Annotated in this window: 13 protein-coding genes; 4 read left to right on the top strand and 9 right to left on the bottom strand. The window is 41.1% G+C overall.

What is annotated here, in order from left to right; genetic code table 11:
- Window positions 1-182 (top strand): hypothetical protein (locus RI557_RS06295; RefSeq protein ID WP_310682765.1); only part of this gene is annotated, 182 nt, incomplete at its 5' end.
- 81 nt (window positions 183-263) lie between these two features.
- Here RI557_RS06295 and RI557_RS06290 read toward each other — a convergent pair.
- The 3 genes from RI557_RS06290 to gyrA form a co-directional block, all read right to left on the bottom strand.
- The gene (locus RI557_RS06290) at window positions 264-770 is read right to left on the bottom strand and encodes a hypothetical protein (RefSeq protein WP_310682763.1); all 507 of its coding nucleotides are present in this window, start codon (window positions 768-770) and stop codon (window positions 264-266) included.
- A 201-nt stretch (window positions 771-971) separates the two neighbouring features.
- Window positions 972-2,126, bottom strand: a complete 1,155-nt coding sequence (locus RI557_RS06285) for a tetratricopeptide repeat protein (protein WP_310667953.1) — start codon at window positions 2,124-2,126, stop codon at window positions 972-974.
- A gap of 33 nt (window positions 2,127-2,159) precedes the next feature.
- Window positions 2,160-4,676, bottom strand: coding sequence for a DNA gyrase subunit A (gene gyrA / locus RI557_RS06280; protein WP_310667952.1), 2,517 nt, complete (start codon window positions 4,674-4,676; stop codon window positions 2,160-2,162).
- Between the two features lie 283 nt (window positions 4,677-4,959).
- Here gyrA and RI557_RS06275 point away from each other — a divergent pair, with 283 nt between their 5' ends.
- Window positions 4,960-7,563, top strand: a complete 2,604-nt coding sequence (locus RI557_RS06275) for an ATP-dependent Clp protease ATP-binding subunit (RefSeq protein ID WP_310667951.1) — start codon at window positions 4,960-4,962, stop codon at window positions 7,561-7,563.
- Between the two features lie 166 nt (window positions 7,564-7,729).
- Here RI557_RS06275 and RI557_RS06270 read toward each other — a convergent pair whose 3' ends face one another.
- Both RI557_RS06270 and RI557_RS06265 read right to left on the bottom strand, forming a co-directional pair.
- Window positions 7,730-8,929, bottom strand: coding sequence for a 1-acyl-sn-glycerol-3-phosphate acyltransferase (locus RI557_RS06270; protein ID WP_310667950.1), 1,200 nt, complete (start codon window positions 8,927-8,929; stop codon window positions 7,730-7,732).
- Window positions 8,930-9,018: 89 nt separating this feature from the next.
- Window positions 9,019-11,214, bottom strand: coding sequence for an ATP-dependent DNA helicase RecQ (locus tag RI557_RS06265; protein WP_310667949.1), 2,196 nt, complete (start codon window positions 11,212-11,214; stop codon window positions 9,019-9,021).
- Between the two features lie 244 nt (window positions 11,215-11,458).
- On the opposite strand from RI557_RS06265, the gene RI557_RS06260 reads away from it, so the two are divergent.
- Together RI557_RS06260 and RI557_RS06255 are read left to right on the top strand one after the other, a co-directional pair.
- Window positions 11,459-12,019, top strand: a complete 561-nt coding sequence (locus RI557_RS06260; protein ID WP_310667948.1) for a DUF6580 family putative transport protein — start codon at window positions 11,459-11,461, stop codon at window positions 12,017-12,019.
- Between the two features lie 36 nt (window positions 12,020-12,055).
- Complete coding sequence (locus RI557_RS06255) at window positions 12,056-13,237, top strand: aspartate aminotransferase family protein (RefSeq protein WP_310667947.1); 1,182 nt, start codon at window positions 12,056-12,058, stop codon at window positions 13,235-13,237.
- Here RI557_RS06255 and RI557_RS06250 read toward each other — a convergent pair whose 3' ends face one another.
- From RI557_RS06250 to RI557_RS06235, 4 genes are all read right to left on the bottom strand, one after another.
- A complete protein-coding gene (locus RI557_RS06250) occupies window positions 13,238-13,603 on the bottom strand; it encodes a CoA-binding protein (protein ID WP_310667946.1) in 366 nt (121 codons plus the stop codon).
- Window positions 13,600-14,277 (bottom strand): DUF547 domain-containing protein, encoded by a 678-nt coding sequence (locus tag RI557_RS06245; RefSeq protein WP_310667945.1) that lies wholly within the window; start codon window positions 14,275-14,277, stop codon window positions 13,600-13,602. Before RI557_RS06245 ends, RI557_RS06250 begins: the two co-directional genes overlap by 4 nt.
- Window positions 14,278-14,361: 84 nt before the next feature.
- A complete protein-coding gene (locus tag RI557_RS06240; RefSeq protein WP_310682760.1) occupies window positions 14,362-15,768 on the bottom strand; it encodes an LPP20 family lipoprotein in 1,407 nt (468 codons plus the stop codon).
- Window positions 15,765-17,162 carry a hypothetical protein gene (locus RI557_RS06235; protein WP_310682758.1) on the bottom strand — a complete coding sequence of 466 codons (1,398 nt, stop codon included), beginning with the start codon at window positions 17,160-17,162 and terminating at the stop codon, window positions 15,765-15,767. The genes RI557_RS06240 and RI557_RS06235 overlap by 4 nt, the downstream gene beginning before the upstream one ends.
- Window positions 17,163-17,371: the final 209 nt, after the last annotated feature.

Below are 17,371 nucleotides of genomic sequence, written 5' to 3'. Positions count from 1 at the left end.
ATACTAATATTGCTTTTAAAGCGATAAAGAAATGGAGTTATGATGGTTACAAGTCAACTAATATTGAGAAGTTAAATCAGTTCACTACTTTTGGAATGGAACAATTAATTCAATTGCATTGTGATTGGGAAATGGTAAAGCACATGTATGATAATCAGTTAGAGGCTAAAAATTCTTTTTAAAAAGTCTTGTTTTAGAATAAATTTGCAAGTCCCAATTTCTCAATCATGCTTTAGAAGTATCGCCCTGATTGAACATAAAGATTACTGTTTTTTGCTTTCTTCATAAAAGTTATCCCAAAGATCACCTTCATCTTTCCATAAATCATGTAAAACTTCAGATGATGATAATTCTGATTGTTTTACCAGAATTTTGTCGTGAAGAGAAGAAAGCTTATCTAAAAGCTTTTCAGTAATAATATTGAGATCGTGTAATTGATTTCCTAATAGGACAATGTCTTTATAAATATCATCCTTATCAGTTAAATTTGATTTAGATTCATCGATAAAAGATATGAGTAATTGGAATAATTGATAAACTTCACTGTAGGTATTAGTTAATCTTTCAAACTCAGAAAGATCATTTGTATCGTACTCATCATATTTGTTTACAATTTCCAATTGTTCAGTAATGGATAATTCGATTTCTGCTAAATCCTTTTGCAGACCATTGAGCTTTCGTGTTAGAAACTTTTGGATGGAACTTCCCAGAAGTTTACTGATCGTTTTTAGAGGAGATTCAAATCTGTTATTTAATGATTGGCTCAGCATTATTTATTGAAACGCAATATTATAATTGAAGTTGTAAAACAAACTTACAATTTTATTTACTCTGTCGAATTCACTAATCCAATGAATGCAATCATTGTTTACTTATAATTTATATTATGTAAAATAAAGCTGTAAATAAGAAAGGAGACCAATCGATCTCCTTCTCTCTATTAAAAATATGTGCTGTAAGCAAATGGATGATTACTCTGCAGAGTTCGCTTCCTGGAACTTCGCTTTCATCTCTTTGTAATTTTCCATTTGATTTGTTTTTCCGTAAAGTCCCATGAGCGTTTGCATTGTTACACGGTCTTCCGGATTTAGCTCATGAGCTTTCTCCAATGGCTTAATCGCTTTTTCATACAATGTATCTCGCTCAGCTTTTAGTTTTTCGTATTCCTCTTTATTGTTGATATCCAGTTTATTCATCTCTTCCTGGATCTCAGCACTGCGGTTCACATAAACAGCTCCAAGATTGTAGTACGATTCGTAATTATCAGGATCTACAGCAATAGCACTCTCGTAATCTGCCGTTGCTTTGTCGCTCATACCCTTTTTGTCGTAAAGTGTCCCTCTTGCAAAGTATAACTGCGCATTTGAAGAATCTTTTTTAATGGCTTCATTCAACATAGCTAATGCATCATCAGTTTTACCTGTAGTCAGATAAATGTTGATGAGCTCAGTCAATATTGCACCGTTTTCAGGATACAAGCTTCTACCTTCTTTCAACGTTTTGAGTGCTGCTTCAGTATTACCCTGTCCTTTTTCGAGCTTAGCAACATTCACGAAAAGTGCACCGTTTTTGTAACCGAGTTTTGCACTCTCACGGTATTGCTCAATTGCTTTTGCAGTATCCTTAGCTAATTCTGCAGTGAGTCCGGCATTGAATATAGCAGATGTATCAGTTTTCCCAAATTTTGACGAAATTGCAGCGGAGTTCTCAAATGCTTTACTCGCCTCCTTGTAATTCTTCGTTTTATAATTATCAATTGCTACAGCAAACATTTGACGACCAGTAATTTTGTACTGCGGTTGAATATCTTTGTCACCAATTCTTCTACCTTCTAATTCAAGCGCTTTCTCAAAAGCTTCAGCAGCTTTATAAATCGCGTTAGAATCGAGTTTTTGGAATTTTTCGTCTTCCGTTGCAGCTAAGGCCAAATAAACCTTACCGCGGTAGAACCACGTCTTGCGCTCGTTCATTGTTTTTTCGTGAACAGTCGCTGCATCGATGTTCTCTTTAGCCTTGGCCAAATCGCCATTTTTCAAATAGTTATTGGCGCTAATCACTTTGTTCGACTGCGCAAAACCCGTTGCTACAGTCGCTATCATCGTCAATGTGAAAAATATACGTTTCATAATTTTTTATTCCTTTTGGTGCGAAATTATCAATTATTCTTCGCTATCAGTAGCATTTTCTGTGCCATTCTCTTCTTCAGAACCATTTTCCTCCTCTTCTGCATCCGTATGCGGCACTTTAGCAACAGCTGCAATTTGGTCACCTTTCTTGAGATTGATCAGCCTAACACCCTGTGTGGCACGACCCATCACTCTGATTTGGGCAACTTCGAGTCGGATTGCGATTCCGTTTTTATTAATAATCATCAGGTCGTTATCATCAGTAACTGCCTTGATAGTTGTGAGTTCTCCGGTTTTATCAGAAATATTCATCGTCTTCACACCTTTACCACCGCGGTTTGTCACGCGGTAATCTTCAAGTGCTGTGCGTTTTCCGTAACCTTTTTCTGATACAACCAAAATAGTGGTTTCAGAGTCCTGAATGCAAACCATGCCCACAACTTCGTCTTTGTCGTTGGCCAGCCTCACTCCTCTTACTCCGCTGGCTCCACGGCCCATGGATCTGACCGTGTTTTCATTAAAGCGAATTGCGCGACCACTTTTCAGTGCCATCAACACTTCACTTTCACCATTTGTGAGCTTAGCTTCGAGAAGTTCATCACCATCTTTAATGTTGATCGCGATGATTCCGTTTGAACGCGGACGAGAATATGCTTCGAGATTCGTCTTCTTAACAGTACCTTTTTTGGTACACATCATAATGAAGTTGTTCTCGATAAATTCCTGGTCGGTCAGATCCGGAACATTGATATAGGCAAGAACTCTGTCATCGGGTTCGATGTTGATCAGGTTCTGAACAGCCCTACCTTTTGATGCTTTCGTTCCTTCCGGAATCTCGAACACACGCATCCAGAAACATTTCCCTTTCTCCGTAAAGATGAGGAGATAGTTGTGCGTATTGGCGTAGAACAGATCTTCCAGGAAGTCCTCATCACGGGTTGTGCTACCCCGCGATCCGCGACCTCCGCGTTTTTGTGTGCGGTATTCAGAAAGTGAAGTTCGCTTCATATACCCCATGTGAGAAATTGTCACAACAACTTCTTCGTTCGGGATCATATCTTCGATGCGGAAATCGGCACTGGCAAAAATGATGTCAGTTTTGCGCTCATCACCGTATTTCTCTTTCATCTCATTGAGCTCGTCCTTGATGATCTGCATTCTCAAGCCTTCGTCAGCCAAAATGCTTTCGTAGTACTCGATTTTTTTCATCAATTCATCGTACTCGCTCTGGATTTTTTCGCGCTCCATGCCTGTGAGGCGTTGAAGACGCATCTCCAGTATAGCTTTCGCCTGAATTTCGGTAAGCTCGAAGTCTTTCATCAAGCCTTCTTTCGCGATATCAGCAGTGCGCGATCCCCTGATGAGTGCGATCACTTCATCGAGATTGTCGAGTGCGATGAGATACCCTTCTAATACGTGAGCTCGCTCTTTCGCTTTGCGCAGTTCGTATTCTGTCCTGCGAACAACTACTTCGTGGCGGTGATCAACGTAATGATGAATGAGATCTTTGAGATTTAACGTTTGCGGGCGACCTTTAACGAGCGCAACGTTATTCACTGAGAATGAAGTTTGTAAAGCAGTGTGCTTGTACAAATTGTTCAGAACCACATTCGGGATAGCATCGCGCTTGAGTTCGTACACAACGCGCATGCCGCTTCTGTCACTCTCATCGCGGATATCAGAGATACCCTCGATCTTTTTATCGTTCACCATATCGGCCGTCTTGCTGATCATTTCAGCCTTATTGACCTGGTATGGTATTTCTGTCACAATAATTCTCGGTCTGCCCGATTCAGTTTCTTCGATATCGGCTTTGGCTCTGATCACGACCTTACCGCGACCTGTTTCAAAAGCCTGGCGAACACCGTCAACACCGTAAATGATTCCACCAGTTGGGAAATCAGGTGCTTTCACGTGTTCCATCAATCCTTCGATGGATATATCATTATCATCGATATAAGCGATAGTCGCATTCACAATTTCAGTGAGATTGTGAGGCGGCATGTTTGTCGCCATACCAACAGCAATACCACTGGCTCCGTTTACCAGTAGGTTAGGAATTTTAGCCGGTAGCACGGTTGGTTCTTCGATCGTATCATCGAAGTTGAGGGAGAAATCGACTGTTTCTTTGTCGATATCAGACAGCATCTCCTCTGCTATTTTGCGGAGTTTAGCCTCGGTATAACGCATGGCGGCCGGACTATCACCATCTACAGAACCGAAGTTCCCCTGGCCGTTGACCATTGGATAGCGAAGTGACCAGTGTTGTGCCATGCGCACCATTGTGTCGTAAACAGATGAATCACCGTGTGGGTGATACTTACCGAGCACCTCTCCTACGATACGTGCTGATTTTTTAAAGGACTTGTTGGATGTCAATCCCAAATCCTGCATTCCGTATAAAACTCTTCGGTGAACGGGCTTTAAACCGTCTCGAACATCGGGTAATGCGCGCGCTACAATCACTGACATGGAATAGTCGATGTATGCCGACTTCATTTCCTCGTCTATGTTTACGCGCAGTATTCTTTCATTATCTCCTTCTGCCATATTGTCTTAAATTCAAAGAGAAATTGCGTTTCGTATAGTATTTGCTACACAGTTTAAAATGAATTTCGAAAGTACTTATTAATGTATCTAAAACCATGTTGAAAACCTCTGTAATTTTCAACAAATTTATGTTGGTAAAAAGAACCCGCTTTTCAGGTTAGCCGCGTTATTAGCTCAGTACTTTTGAGATTGTAGAAAGAGTTGTTATTTTCACAGTGTGGAATGAACGAAATGGGTTCCAAAACCGTTTAACAACAAAAGAACACGAAGGAGAACAAAATATATGGAAGCAAATTTTTCCCCAAGAGTTAAGGATGTGATATCCTTTAGTCGCGAAGAAGCACTCAGGCTGGGTCATGACTACATCGGCACTGAGCACTTCCTCCTCGGAATTATTCGCGAAGGTCAGGGAGTTGCTGTTGAAATTTTGAAAAACCTCAATGTAGATCTCATGGAGTTGCGCAAACTTATTGAGCAGTCTATAAAGGTTGAAAATACATCGAAGGTAACCTCTAACCTCGGAAATATTCCACTGGTTAAACAAGCAGAAAAAACGCTCAAGATCACTTATCTCGAAGCTAAACTCTTCAAAAGTAATGTGATTGGCACAGAGCATTTGTTGCTGAGTATCTTAAAAGACGACAACAATGTTGCGAGCAGAGCGCTATTTAACTTTAATGTTGATTACGAAATGGTAAAAAACGAATTAGACAATATGCATTCCGGATCTGACATGAGTGAAGATCCGAGAGCTGAGATACCGGGAAGCGCTGAAGATGATGACACTTCTTCAGGCTCATTCTCAGGCGGAGGTCGCGGTGGCGCACAACGCAAGAGCGACTCAAAATCAAAAACACCGGTACTCGATAACTTTGGTCGGGATCTCACCAAAATGGCTGAAGATGATAAGCTCGACCCTATCGTGGGCCGTGAAAAAGAAATTGAACGCGTCTCACAAATACTGAGCAGGCGTAAAAAGAACAATCCTATCCTGATCGGTGAGCCGGGTGTTGGTAAATCGGCAATTGCTGAAGGACTCGCACTGCGTATCGTGCAACGCAAAGTTTCACGTGTTCTCTACAACAAGCGTGTTGTTACGCTGGATCTCGCTTCGCTGGTTGCCGGTACAAAATACCGTGGTCAGTTCGAAGAGCGAATGAAAGCTGTGATGAACGAACTGGAGAAATCTCCTGATGTGATTCTCTTCATTGATGAGATACACACAATAATCGGAGCCGGTGGTGCTTCGGGATCACTGGATGCATCGAATATGTTCAAGCCTGCTCTCGCTCGCGGTGAAATTCAATGCATCGGTGCTACCACACTCGATGAATACCGCCAGTACATTGAAAAAGACGGTGCGCTCGAAAGACGTTTCCAAAAAGTGATGGTAGAACCTACCACGCCTGATGAAACAGTGACGATCCTGAACAATATCAAGGCTCGATATGAAGAACACCACAATGTGAATTACACTCCTGAAGCAATTCAGGCTTGTGTGAAGTTGACAGATCGTTACATGACGGATAAACACCTTCCCGATAAGGCTATCGATGCTTTAGATGAGGCAGGATCACGCGTTCACATCACAAATATTGAAGTTCCGGATGAAATTCTCGAGATCGAAAAGCAAATAGAGATAGTCAAAGAAGATAAAAACCAGGTTGTTCGCAAGCAGAAATATGAAGAAGCAGCAAGATTGCGCGATTCAGAACGCAAATTGAGCGAACAACTGGAAGAGGAAAAGAAAAAGTGGGAAGAACGAACTAAAGAACACCGCGAAACGGTTGACGAGGAAAACGTTGCTGAAGTTGTTGCCATGATGACTGGCGTTCCTGTACAGCGAATTGCGCAAAAAGAAGCTGAGCGACTCACGAATATGCGTGAGAAGTTGAGAGGTAGCGTAATCGGACAGGACGAAGCGGTTGAAAAAGTGGTTAAAGCGATTCAGCGTAACCGTGCCGGATTGAAAGATCCCAATAAACCGATCGGTTCGTTTATTTTCTTAGGTCCTACGGGTGTTGGTAAAACGCAGTTGGCCAAGGTTCTGACCCGTTACCTTTTCGATAAGGAAGATAATATGATCCGTATCGATATGAGTGAATACATGGAAAAATTTGCTGTGTCGAGATTGATCGGAGCGCCTCCGGGTTATGTCGGTTACGAAGAAGGTGGTCAGCTTACTGAAAAAGTTCGCAGACACCCCTACTCTGTTATTCTGCTCGATGAGATTGAGAAAGCACACCCCGATGTGTACAACTTACTCCTTCAAATCCTGGATGACGGAACAGTAACAGATAGTCTGGGTCGTAAAGTTGATTTCAAGAATACGATCATCATCATGACGAGTAACATCGGTACGCGTCATCTCAAAGATTTTGGACAAGGTGTTGGTTTTGCACCAACCGCCAAGCTTCAAAATGAGGAACAGGAAGCCAAGAGTATTTTACAAAAAGCGCTAAAGAAGGCGTTTGCTCCCGAGTTCTTAAACAGGGTTGACGATGTAATACTCTTCAACAGTCTTAAACAGGAAGACTTGTTCAAGATCATTGATATTGAATTGGAACATCTCTACAAGCGTATTGAAGATCTTGGATATTCAATTGAGCTCACAAACGAAGCGAAAAAACACATCGCTGAAAAAGGTTACGACCACCAGTACGGTGCACGTCCGCTGAACAGAGCAATCCAGAAATATCTCGAAGATCCTATCGCTGAGGAGATCATCGGCAACAAGATCAAAGATGGAGATACGGTAAAAGTTGATTTTGATAAAAAAGATAAAGAGATCAAGATCAATGTGAAAAAAGGCGAAGCCAAACCGAAGAAAAAGTCTGATGATTCGAGTTCTGAAAAAGAAGGCGAAACGAAGAATGAAAAAGAGTAATCACTCTGTTTGAAATACAACTGGGGGGGTGTATCAAAAAGCGATTGTGTGATAAAAAAGTCGGTGTTTGTAAGATATTAATACAGTCTTTTAAGACTATTTCAACTTCATCAGTAGCTTTTTAAAACCGAAAAATGTGATTTTCGGTTTTGATACACCCCCTTTTTTATGCTTCATTTTTGAGTGAGCGCACAAATTCATTGAGCTCATCCTCGTATGTGTGACGTTGACTTTTATCGGTCAGAACCCACCTTCCAAAGCGCATCACCAACCGAATATTATCGCGGAAATTCAGAGCTCCAATCCCACAAATAATTGTGAGCCCGGTTCCGATCAAAACATCTTTACCGCTGAAAAAAGCTGTTGCTGTGCTTGCTAAAACAAGTAACCAAAGCGGATAGAGAATTAAACCGGTCAAAAATTTCACACTCGTTCTGAACTGCGGATCTTTAATCGCGAATTGCAATTTTTTGATGATGTGAAAAGGCAACGCAAAAATCACCGCTCCCACCATGTAAAAAGGCAATGTGATAATCGAAATCATGAGAGGTCGCCAAAATTCAGATCCTTTCTTGTAAAAGAATCCGGGGTATCGCAACTCCTTCCCTACTTTCAGGAGGTTTTGCATCCTGGAAAGCTGATCATCACTCAATAAGTCATCGTTAAACTGATTGGCAAATTCCTTTCCATCAAAGAAGTTTTGGAGAAATAGACTTTTGCGATTTACGCGTGTTGGATACACGAGGTGAATGAAATCGTAGATCGTGCTGTTGTGGTCTTTGGCTTTTTGGTGGTACATCAGCGGTTGAAGCGACTCTTTGATCTCTTTCGTCACCTGCTGGATTTCTTTTGTGCGCTCTTCCTCTTTCAGCGAAAACCGATCTTTAGAAACCTCAAAAGGATCACCGATGTTCATCAACATGTTAGACCTGAACTTTGGGTGGTCACTGTAATCGAGCCCGATCGGTTGAATGTACAGTTTATCAAAACGCTCCAGCTTATCTAATGTGTCTAATGCAATTCTGGCTGTTCCTTTCTTGAGCGGACGAAGCCTCTTGAGCTCACCGTGATTTCCCTCAGGGAAAACGATGAGCGTTCCACCTTTAGATAAGTAGTTATAGCATTCATTGAAGGTGTGTTCATTCCTTCCCAGCGAACCAAAGCCATCGCGCATGCGGTAAACCGGGCGCATTTTCACTTTACGCAAGAATGCTGCTGACAACTTGTTTTTGAAGACATCGGCTCTGACCAAACTGGCCGGTTGCCTGTTTGAGGCAAGCGCCATCAACAGCGCATCTACAAATGCATTTTGATGATTGGCACAGTAGATCACCGGATATTTCTTCACTAATTTGTCACTGTGCAAAATGACCCGGTTTTTGAAATAAAACCAAAAGTCAATTTCGCAAAGGACTTGCAAAGAGGCATAAAAGAAGGAAAACTTTTTCAATTGAATTAATTTCCTAATTCAGACATAAATTTGATGCGCATCAATCGTATTTCCTCTTCAGAATATTCATCCTCAAATTCTTCGAGTGCCTCATCTATGCTATCTGATTCAGCTTCCCTAAAGTACTCAAAAATATCTTCCTGATGCTCTTCATCCAATACATCATTGATGTAGTAATCGATATTTAGTTTGGTTCCAGAATACACGATGTTTTCGAGTTCCGTAACAAACTCAGAGTCTGTAATACCACGAGCTTTAGCCAAATCAGCAAGAGGAATTTTCCTGTCGATACCCTGAATGATCTTAATCTTATTGCTTCCTTTATTAGCAAGCCCTTTAACCACCATGTCCTGTGGACGGTCGATATCATTTTCCTCAACGTAAGTTTTGATCAGATCCAGAAACTGACGACCAAATTTCATGGCTTTTCCTTTTCCAACGCCAACGATGTTCTGCATTTCATCCATCGTTATGGGATATTGCGTTGCCATGTCTTCAAGACTTGGATCCTGAAAAATCACGAATGGAGGCAAATTCTTTTGCTTCCCGATCTTCTTGCGGAGATCTTTGAGTAGTTTCATCAATTCAGGATCACCACCCTGACCGGCTCTATTCATTGAGATGGCATTTGCATCTTCGGCCATTTGATCGTAATCGTGATCCTTGATGAGCATGAATGATTCAGGATTCTTGATGAACTCTTTACCTTCATCCGTTACAAAAATAGTCCCGTACTGCTCTATGTTTTTACCGATTAGTCCAGCTACGAGTGATTGCCTCACGGCAGCCATCCAGTATTTTCGATCGTGGTGCTTACCGCAACCAAAGAATTTTGCTGTGTGGTGCTTGTTGCTCTTCACTTCAGCAGACTGCTTTCCAACCAAAACATCCACAACGTGCTTGGGCTTGAATTGCTCTTTGACATTGATAACTGTTTCCAGGAACAGTTTTATCTCGTCTTTTGCTTCTACTTTCTCTTTCGGGTTCACCATGTTGTCATCCATGTTCTTCCCTTCTCCGTTCTCCTCGTCCCATTCTTCACCAAAATAGTGAAGCAGAAACTTCCTTCTCGACATAGCTGTTTCAGCATACGCCACTACCTCATTGAGAAGCGCGCGAGCTATCTCTTGTTCAGCAACGGGCTTATTAGTGGTGAATTTTTCGAGTTTTTCAATGTCTTTGTAATCGTAAAAGGCAAGACATCTACCTTCACCTCCATCTCTACCGGCACGACCAGTTTCCTGGTAATATCCTTCCAGAGATTTTGGCATGTCGTAGTGCATCACAAAGCGAACATCGGGTTTATCGATTCCCATCCCGAATGCGATTGTAGCCACAATTACATCCACCTCCTCCATGAGGAACATATCCTGGTAATTGGCGCGTTTAGCAGCTTCCATTCCTGCGTGGTAAGCGAGCGCTTTAACTCCATTTACCTGAAGTAGTTCAGCAATCTCCTCAACCTTTTTACGGCTCAGGCAATAAATAATACCAGATTTCCCTTCATTTTCCTTGATGAATTTGATAATCTGTTTTTCGGCCTGAATTTTAGGGCGTACCTCGTAGAAAAGATTAGGACGGTTAAACGATGCTTTAAAGACATTTGCATCAGACATTCCCAGGTTTTTCTGGATGTCGAGCTGTACTTTAGGTGTAGCTGTTGCGGTTAGAGCCATAACCGGAATGCGGTCGTCAATTCCGGAAATCATTTCTTTGATCCGCCTGTATTCAGGTCTAAAATCGTGACCCCACTCTGAGATACAGTGTGCTTCATCAACAGCAACAAACGAAATTTTGATCGATTTAAAAAACTCGATATTCTCCTGCTTGGTGAGTGATTCAGGAGCTACGTAGAGTATTTTTGTTTTTTCGTCACGTAAATCTTGCCTTACACGATTGAGCTCGCCTTTATTGAGCGAAGAGTTCATGAAATGAGCTACGCTGTCATCGTCAACAAATCCTCTAATTGAATCTACCTGGTTTTTCATCAAAGCAATCAATGGGGAGATAACGATTGCCGTACCCTCTGTAATGAGTGCGGGCAACTGGTAAGTTAGAGACTTCCCTCCACCTGTTGGCATTATCACAAAGGTGTCGTTATTGTTGAGGACACTGTTTATGATCTCTTCCTGATCACCTTTGAATGAATCAAAACCAAAGTACTGCTTAAGCGCGCTTTTCAAATTAAAATCCTGCGTCATTTTCACTTTCAGTCTTTACCTAAGAAATTTTATAATTATGAAAATTATCAATTTTTATTCAAACAATAAATATTTTCAAGTGTGAGGTGTAATGATTTGGTTATAGTAGGCTAAATAAAGTAGAAAAGCCCTTGAACACAAATTTGTCAAAGGCTTCAAATCAAAAGTACTGAAATCCTTTTTGACAGCCTACAATAAAAGGATAAAATATTTCTAAATTTGTCGGCAAATTAGAAAGACCAATATGAAAACGAATAACACGAAACTCAAGTTTGCTATTATTTCAATTGTCCTTATTTCGTTAACCCGTTTTATACCGCATCCTCCTAATTTCACAGCGATTGGAGCTATGGCCATCTTTGGTGGTGCTGTATTGAATAAAGACAAGTGGCTTGCATTGTTGATCCCAATGGCTGCACTTTTCGTGAGCGATTTATTGGTCAACAATATTCTTTACGGGAGCTTTTACGATTCTTTTGTATGGTTTACTGAAGGTGCTTCGTTCATTTATGGCGGTTTTACTGTGATGGTTCTTTTGGGGAGTACAATGGCTAAAAACAGTAAAATATCAGGTGTTCTCGGTTCTTCAGTAATCGGATCGCTGGTGTTTTTCGCTCTTACCAATTTTGGTGCATGGCTGGGAAGCCCTATTTACACAAATGACATGGCCGGACTCATGACGAGTTATGCTGCTGGACTGCCTTTCTTAGTGAATACTTTCGCAGGTACACTTTTTTACTCGGCTGCATTGTTCGGTGCTAAGGCATACGCTTCAAAACGCGCTCCCGAACTTGCTGAAGCTTAATTGAGTGAATTCTTCTCACACGAATAATGTCGGTTTATGAATGATCGGCAATCTTTTGACAAACATGTAGCGCAAACTACTCCGTATCCTATCGGTTTGGAAATTGAGCGCGCTAAAGATTGTGTTGTTTACACGACTGATGGTAGAGAATTCATAGACTTAATTGCCGGTGTTGCTGTCAATAATATAGGACATTCTCACCCTAAGATTACAGAAGCTATTTCTAAACAGGCAAGCGACTACATGCATGTGATGGTGTACGGTGAGTACATTCAATCTCCGCAAAGCAAGTTTGCCAAAACGTTATTAGATCTCTTACCTCCTACTTTGGATAATGTCTATTTCGTTAATTCCGGTACTGAAGCAAATGAAGCCGCTCTCAAATTAGTTAAAAGAGCTACTGGTCGGTCAGAACTCATTAGCTTTCGTGGTAGTTATCACGGTAGTACCCACGGGTCGCTGAGCGTTTCGGGGAACGAGACAAAGAAACAGCCTTTTCGCCCGCTACTTCCCGATGTGCGTTTTTTGCGACACAATGCTGTTTCGGATCTGACCGAAATAACGAATAAAACTGCCGGAGTAATCATTGAAGTGATTCAGGGTGATGCCGGAGTTCGAATTTCGGATGTTGATTTCTTAGTCAAACTGCGAAATCGCTGTTCTGAAGTTGGTGCACTGTTGATCTTTGATGAGATTCAAACGGGATTTGGACGAACAGGTAAAATGTTTGGTTTTGAGCACTTTGGTGTTGTGCCCGATGTTTTGACAATCGGTAAAGCGATGGCTGGCGGAATGCCGATGGGCGGATTGGTTGCAAACCGCGAATTGATGAGTGAACTCGCGGATAACCCAATTCTGGGCCATATCACGACTTTTGGCGGTCATCCTGTTAGTTGCGCTGCCGGATTGGCCAACCTGAAAGTTTTTAGAGATGAAATTAATTTAGTTGAAGTCGAGAAAAAGGGTGCTTATTTGGAAAGTAAACTGAACCACGATAAAGTAAAGGAGATCAGGCGTAAAGGATTGATGTTTGCTGTTGATTTGGCAGACTTTGACGAAGTGAAAAGTGTTTTTGATTACTGCCTTGAAAATGGATTGCTCACTTTCTGGTTCTTATCGACCAGTTATGCTTTCAGGCTCTCTCCTCCTCTAACGATAAGCTACGAACAACTCGACAGGGCCGCTGCTGTGATACAGGAAGCTTTGGAAAGGCTCTGATCAATACTGACTCGTTGAAAGCATTACGAGCGTACAGGCATTCTCTGTTTCTATTCCTGCATCATGTAATTTTGATTCAAATTCCGGGTTTTCTGTTCCGGGATTGAAAATCACTCTTTTTGGTTTGAGGTTAATGATGTAATCGTAGTATTGCGGTTGACGTTGCGGACCGATGTAGAGCGTAACTGTGTTCAAGTCGTCAATCACTTTTGGCCAATCGACAATAATTTCGTGTTTACCGATGACGCCTTTCCTGATTCCGAGCGGAACTACTTCGTGATTGTAATCTGAAAGCATTTTTGTGGCACGAAACGAATAACGCGCGTCATTTGGCGATGCTCCAATAACAGCAGTCTTTTTACTCATTGGTTGGCTTGTTTTTGCAGGTTCCAGTTGTACTCTTTAAACTCGATCTTAGGCGATGCATCGTTTGGAATAATTTCCAGTTTTCTGTGTAATTTCACGATGCCGTCTTTTGATCCAAAGTCTCCACGGTACCATTTGAAAATCCGGTTCACCTTGAGAACTCCATTGTTCTTGTCGTACTCACTGGTTTTGGTCAAAAAATCGTTCATCGCTTCATCGAGCTCCTGGTTTAGTTTGTCAGCTTCAAAATACGTTACTGGCGGACAAGAAGCTGCACCGCAATTGAGAGCGAAATGAATACGTTTATCAACAGAATCTACACGCAACTCTTTGATTGTTTTTCTCGCAAATGGATTTTTGATGTAACCCATCGCCCATTTTGCTCTTGAATAACGCAAGATACCGTGCTCTATGTCGTCTAAGTCGAATTCTTTACCGGCAACTGTGATGAAATCTTTTCTGAAAAACTTATTCTTTCTTTCTAAATAGAGTGATTCGTATTCGTTTAGTCCAATTTGCGTGTAAGCATTGTAAATATTGATCCAAAAAGCCTTTTTCTTTTGTGGATTATCCAGTTCATTTTTGAGTTTCTCGTAATCGTATGATTCTATTTGAGATTTAAAATCAGCGTACTCATCACCGTTGAAATACGCCAAAAATAAGTCCTGCGACAAACTTAAAGCGTCAGTTTTACTGAATACTGTTAATGGGTTTAAAAACAGTAGTATAGTGAATATTTTGAACACTCTCATTTGGTATTAATCTTTAGAGATTTGACGATAAAATTTTGGAAATACTTTTTCTTCAACTTCAGAACTCAGCTTTTCAAAACCGTTAAAAACCGCATTCTTTTCTGACAATTGTACGCCCAAAATACCAGTTATGTTTTCTGAAAAAACGATTGAATTGTCACCTATTCGCTCAACTTCAAAGCTGCCAGATATTTGCGCCCTGTACATATCCATTTTTTTCTCCAGCATGCGGTAATCTGCCGTTACGCGGATGATGTAATCGGCATTTTGTTTTGATGATACTTCACGCATGTCGCGATAAGACAACCGGTTGCGAATTGCTTTTTTTATCGTTTCATCAAGCTCTCTTTGCTGATCATTTTGGATTTTGACATCGAGGAAAACTTGTGGACTATTCACTTCAATTCTTTTCTTTACTGACGGGATATTCAGCGATTTAATGAGTTGTTCAAACACCACATCAGGCTTGCTACCGATTGCATTTCGATGGATCTGATCAATAGCTAACTTAGCACTGAGCCATTGATTTGGCTCCTGATCAACAATTCTGAGTAAATTCGCCTTTGCCACTCCATTGCTGTTTGTTGGCGTGAGTTTTGGGCGAATAAACCCTTCAGAATACTTGATCTCCAGCGGTATGTTTTGAAGTTTTTCCCCTTTATCGGTCAGAACCGTAAATGAGACGTCCTCCTCGCTGAGCGGGATGCTCCATCTCGCATTTGTGGTTTCGGTATTCGCTTTAATTTTTATCTCCCTTAATGTGTTACTAAGGAAAGTTTTGAGGTGATTACCCCAGTAAACCTGCTCTCCCTCGAAATTTGTGATCAAATCTTCACCGATGAACGGCTCTATAGAATGAACAGCTCTCAAAGCATTTTCCAAAGAAGCCGAATAGTTGTTGGCTTCTCTTTCCTGAACGGCTGTGCTGTAATAGCCTTTTGAAGCATCAATCGCTTTTTCTATTGCAGCCTTTCGGTTAGACTGGTATTTTGCTTTTGAAAGCCGGTAATAGACGAAGTACTTATCTTCAGTTTCGTATGAATCAACCTGTTCGTAGTCTTCAATTGTGCGATCAGTCGAAACTTTTATGAATGATTTGTACTCATCTTTGAATTCGCCTTTGCTGTTTTCAGTAGAGTACAACATCGACTTTGAGGTGATATTCACTTCAATTTCAGATGCTAATTCGTTGAGCGCATTTCTTTTGGCATCTCTGGCATAATCCAGCGGGTGGGCCTTTTTATCACTGATACCGATACCGATGTAATGAGCACTACTCGTTGGTCTGTTCGTAACCCAGGCTGGTGGTGGGTTTTGTGGTTCTTCTTTTTTTGCGGCTTTTTCTGATGATGAGCATCCGCCAAAGCTCAATAATGATAATAAGAATAAAATTAGTACTGAGTTATATCTCATAATTCAGGATTGTATTCATGAACTTTGCTCACAATATTTTGAGCAATTTTTTGTGCGAGATCTGCACGTATTTGATTTTCAGATCGCAACTCGCGTTTTGATGAAGTAAATTTGCTTTGTAACTGGCTTTTTGCCTTGTAAGATGTAATCACTTTACCTTCTTTCATCAATCCTCCAAGCGAACTACTAAATTCACCCGGATACAGGTTTTTAAATCCGCCTTTACGCGAAGCATAATTTACATTGTCGCGTTCGGTTTCATTGATCACGCCTCCAGATACAACCTCTCCTGTTTCAGCATTGATCACCTGGTACTGAAGAGCAGCCGTGATATTGCGGCTGCCTGAATACTCCTTGTAGTAAGTCTTACGGTATTCAGTTGCAACGTATTTTTCCTTAGTTCGCGGATTGACTTTTTGTACTTTTATTTGCTCAAATGCAGGTTGTCTGGATGTTTGAATCGGTTGGCTCTGAACAGAGTAATCCATCATTTTACCGGTAATAATCATGTTAGCGCCAAGCATTTCACCGGCCTGTACACGGGATTCAGTACCCAACTCCATATTCAATCGCTGTTCTTCGAGAAGCTTTTCAGTGTTACTGCGATCAACTACTTTGATAAACGGGTTTTCAGAGTTCACGAGCGATTGCGTAATGCTACCGTTGATTTTTTCTGCAATTTGGCTCTGACTGCTACTCGAAACATCAAACGGACTCACAGCAATCGTGATAGTAGCTTCTTCAAGAGCATTATCGCGGTAATCGATAGCATCCTTGTAAGATCCTTTTTGATCAATCACGCGCTTCATCATCGCATAAGATTCGCGGTATTTTTTCGCTTCGTAGAGCTTAACTCCCTTTTGGTACATAGGCTCAGCAGTAGTCATTGAAGCCAGTTCCTTTGCATCTTTAAAAGTTGGATCGAGCTCAATGATCTCTTTTAGCTTTTCATCAGCCTCCTTGTACTTTTCCTCATAGATAAGTTCGTTTGCTTTTTCGTAGAGGTTGTTCTTGTAGGTCGTTTCTGATTCTTCGTAATAATCGTTATAGTACGGTGGAATTTCGAGATCTACAAAAGGCGAACACATATCCTGAAAATCTTTAGCCTCGCGGTATTTATACACCGCCATGCGGTAATCCTCAGCCGAGTATGACTTGTAGAACTCATTGAGTAAAGACTCCAATATTTCTTTACCTGTTTGTTTGAGGCCTATTTTAGCATCTACATTTCGCGGATTGCGTTGCAGGGATTTGTAATAGAAATCAGCCGCTTCCTCGTTGAGTCCGGCTTCCTGTAACTTATCAGCCTTTCGGGACAACGATTTTGAACCTGTACATTGCCAGGTCAAAACACTAATCACGGTCAGAGCCAAAAAGAGATATTTCCTATTCATTCTGTATTAGGTTATGCGAACAAATATACAATAACCAAATCCCATACCATTCTTTGTTCGCAACAGTGTGAAAATAAACAAAACAAAGACTACACCGGGAGTGATACAGATGTAACACAACAAATAGCTCAGGTGTTAAGTTGTGTATAACCAGGTATTTAAATAATGTTATCTGAAGCTAAATTTAGCATGATTTATTTCATTTAGTT

Origin of the sequence: Salibacter sp. (assembly GCF_031581065.1) — a bacterium.
Taxonomy (GTDB): Bacteria; Bacteroidota; Bacteroidia; order Flavobacteriales_G; family Salibacteraceae; genus Salibacter.
Note: the sequence above shows the minus strand (reverse complement) of the source record. Positions and strands in the feature narration are given on the sequence as shown.

Bases quoted from the DNA above. Each gene is read 5' to 3' on its own strand.
- RI557_RS06290 (WP_310682763.1), bottom strand. From the start codon at position 770: ATGCTGAGCCAATCATTAAATAACAGATTTGAATCTCCTCTAAAAACG.
- RI557_RS06285 (WP_310667953.1), bottom strand. From the start codon at position 2,126: ATGAAACGTATATTTTTCACATTGACGATGATAGCGACTGTAGCAACG.
- gyrA (WP_310667952.1), bottom strand. From the start codon at position 4,676: ATGGCAGAAGGAGATAATGAAAGAATACTGCGCGTAAACATAGACGAG.
- RI557_RS06275 (WP_310667951.1), top strand. From the start codon at position 4,960: ATGGAAGCAAATTTTTCCCCAAGAGTTAAGGATGTGATATCCTTTAGT.
- RI557_RS06265 (WP_310667949.1), bottom strand. From the start codon at position 11,214: ATGACGCAGGATTTTAATTTGAAAAGCGCGCTTAAGCAGTACTTTGGT.
- RI557_RS06260 (WP_310667948.1), top strand. From the start codon at position 11,459: ATGAAAACGAATAACACGAAACTCAAGTTTGCTATTATTTCAATTGTC.
- RI557_RS06255 (WP_310667947.1), top strand. From the start codon at position 12,056: ATGAATGATCGGCAATCTTTTGACAAACATGTAGCGCAAACTACTCCG.
- RI557_RS06250 (WP_310667946.1), bottom strand. From the start codon at position 13,603: ATGAGTAAAAAGACTGCTGTTATTGGAGCATCGCCAAATGACGCGCGT.
- RI557_RS06240 (WP_310682760.1), bottom strand. From the start codon at position 15,768: ATGAGATATAACTCAGTACTAATTTTATTCTTATTATCATTATTGAGC.
- RI557_RS06235 (WP_310682758.1), bottom strand. From the start codon at position 17,162: ATGAATAGGAAATATCTCTTTTTGGCTCTGACCGTGATTAGTGTTTTG.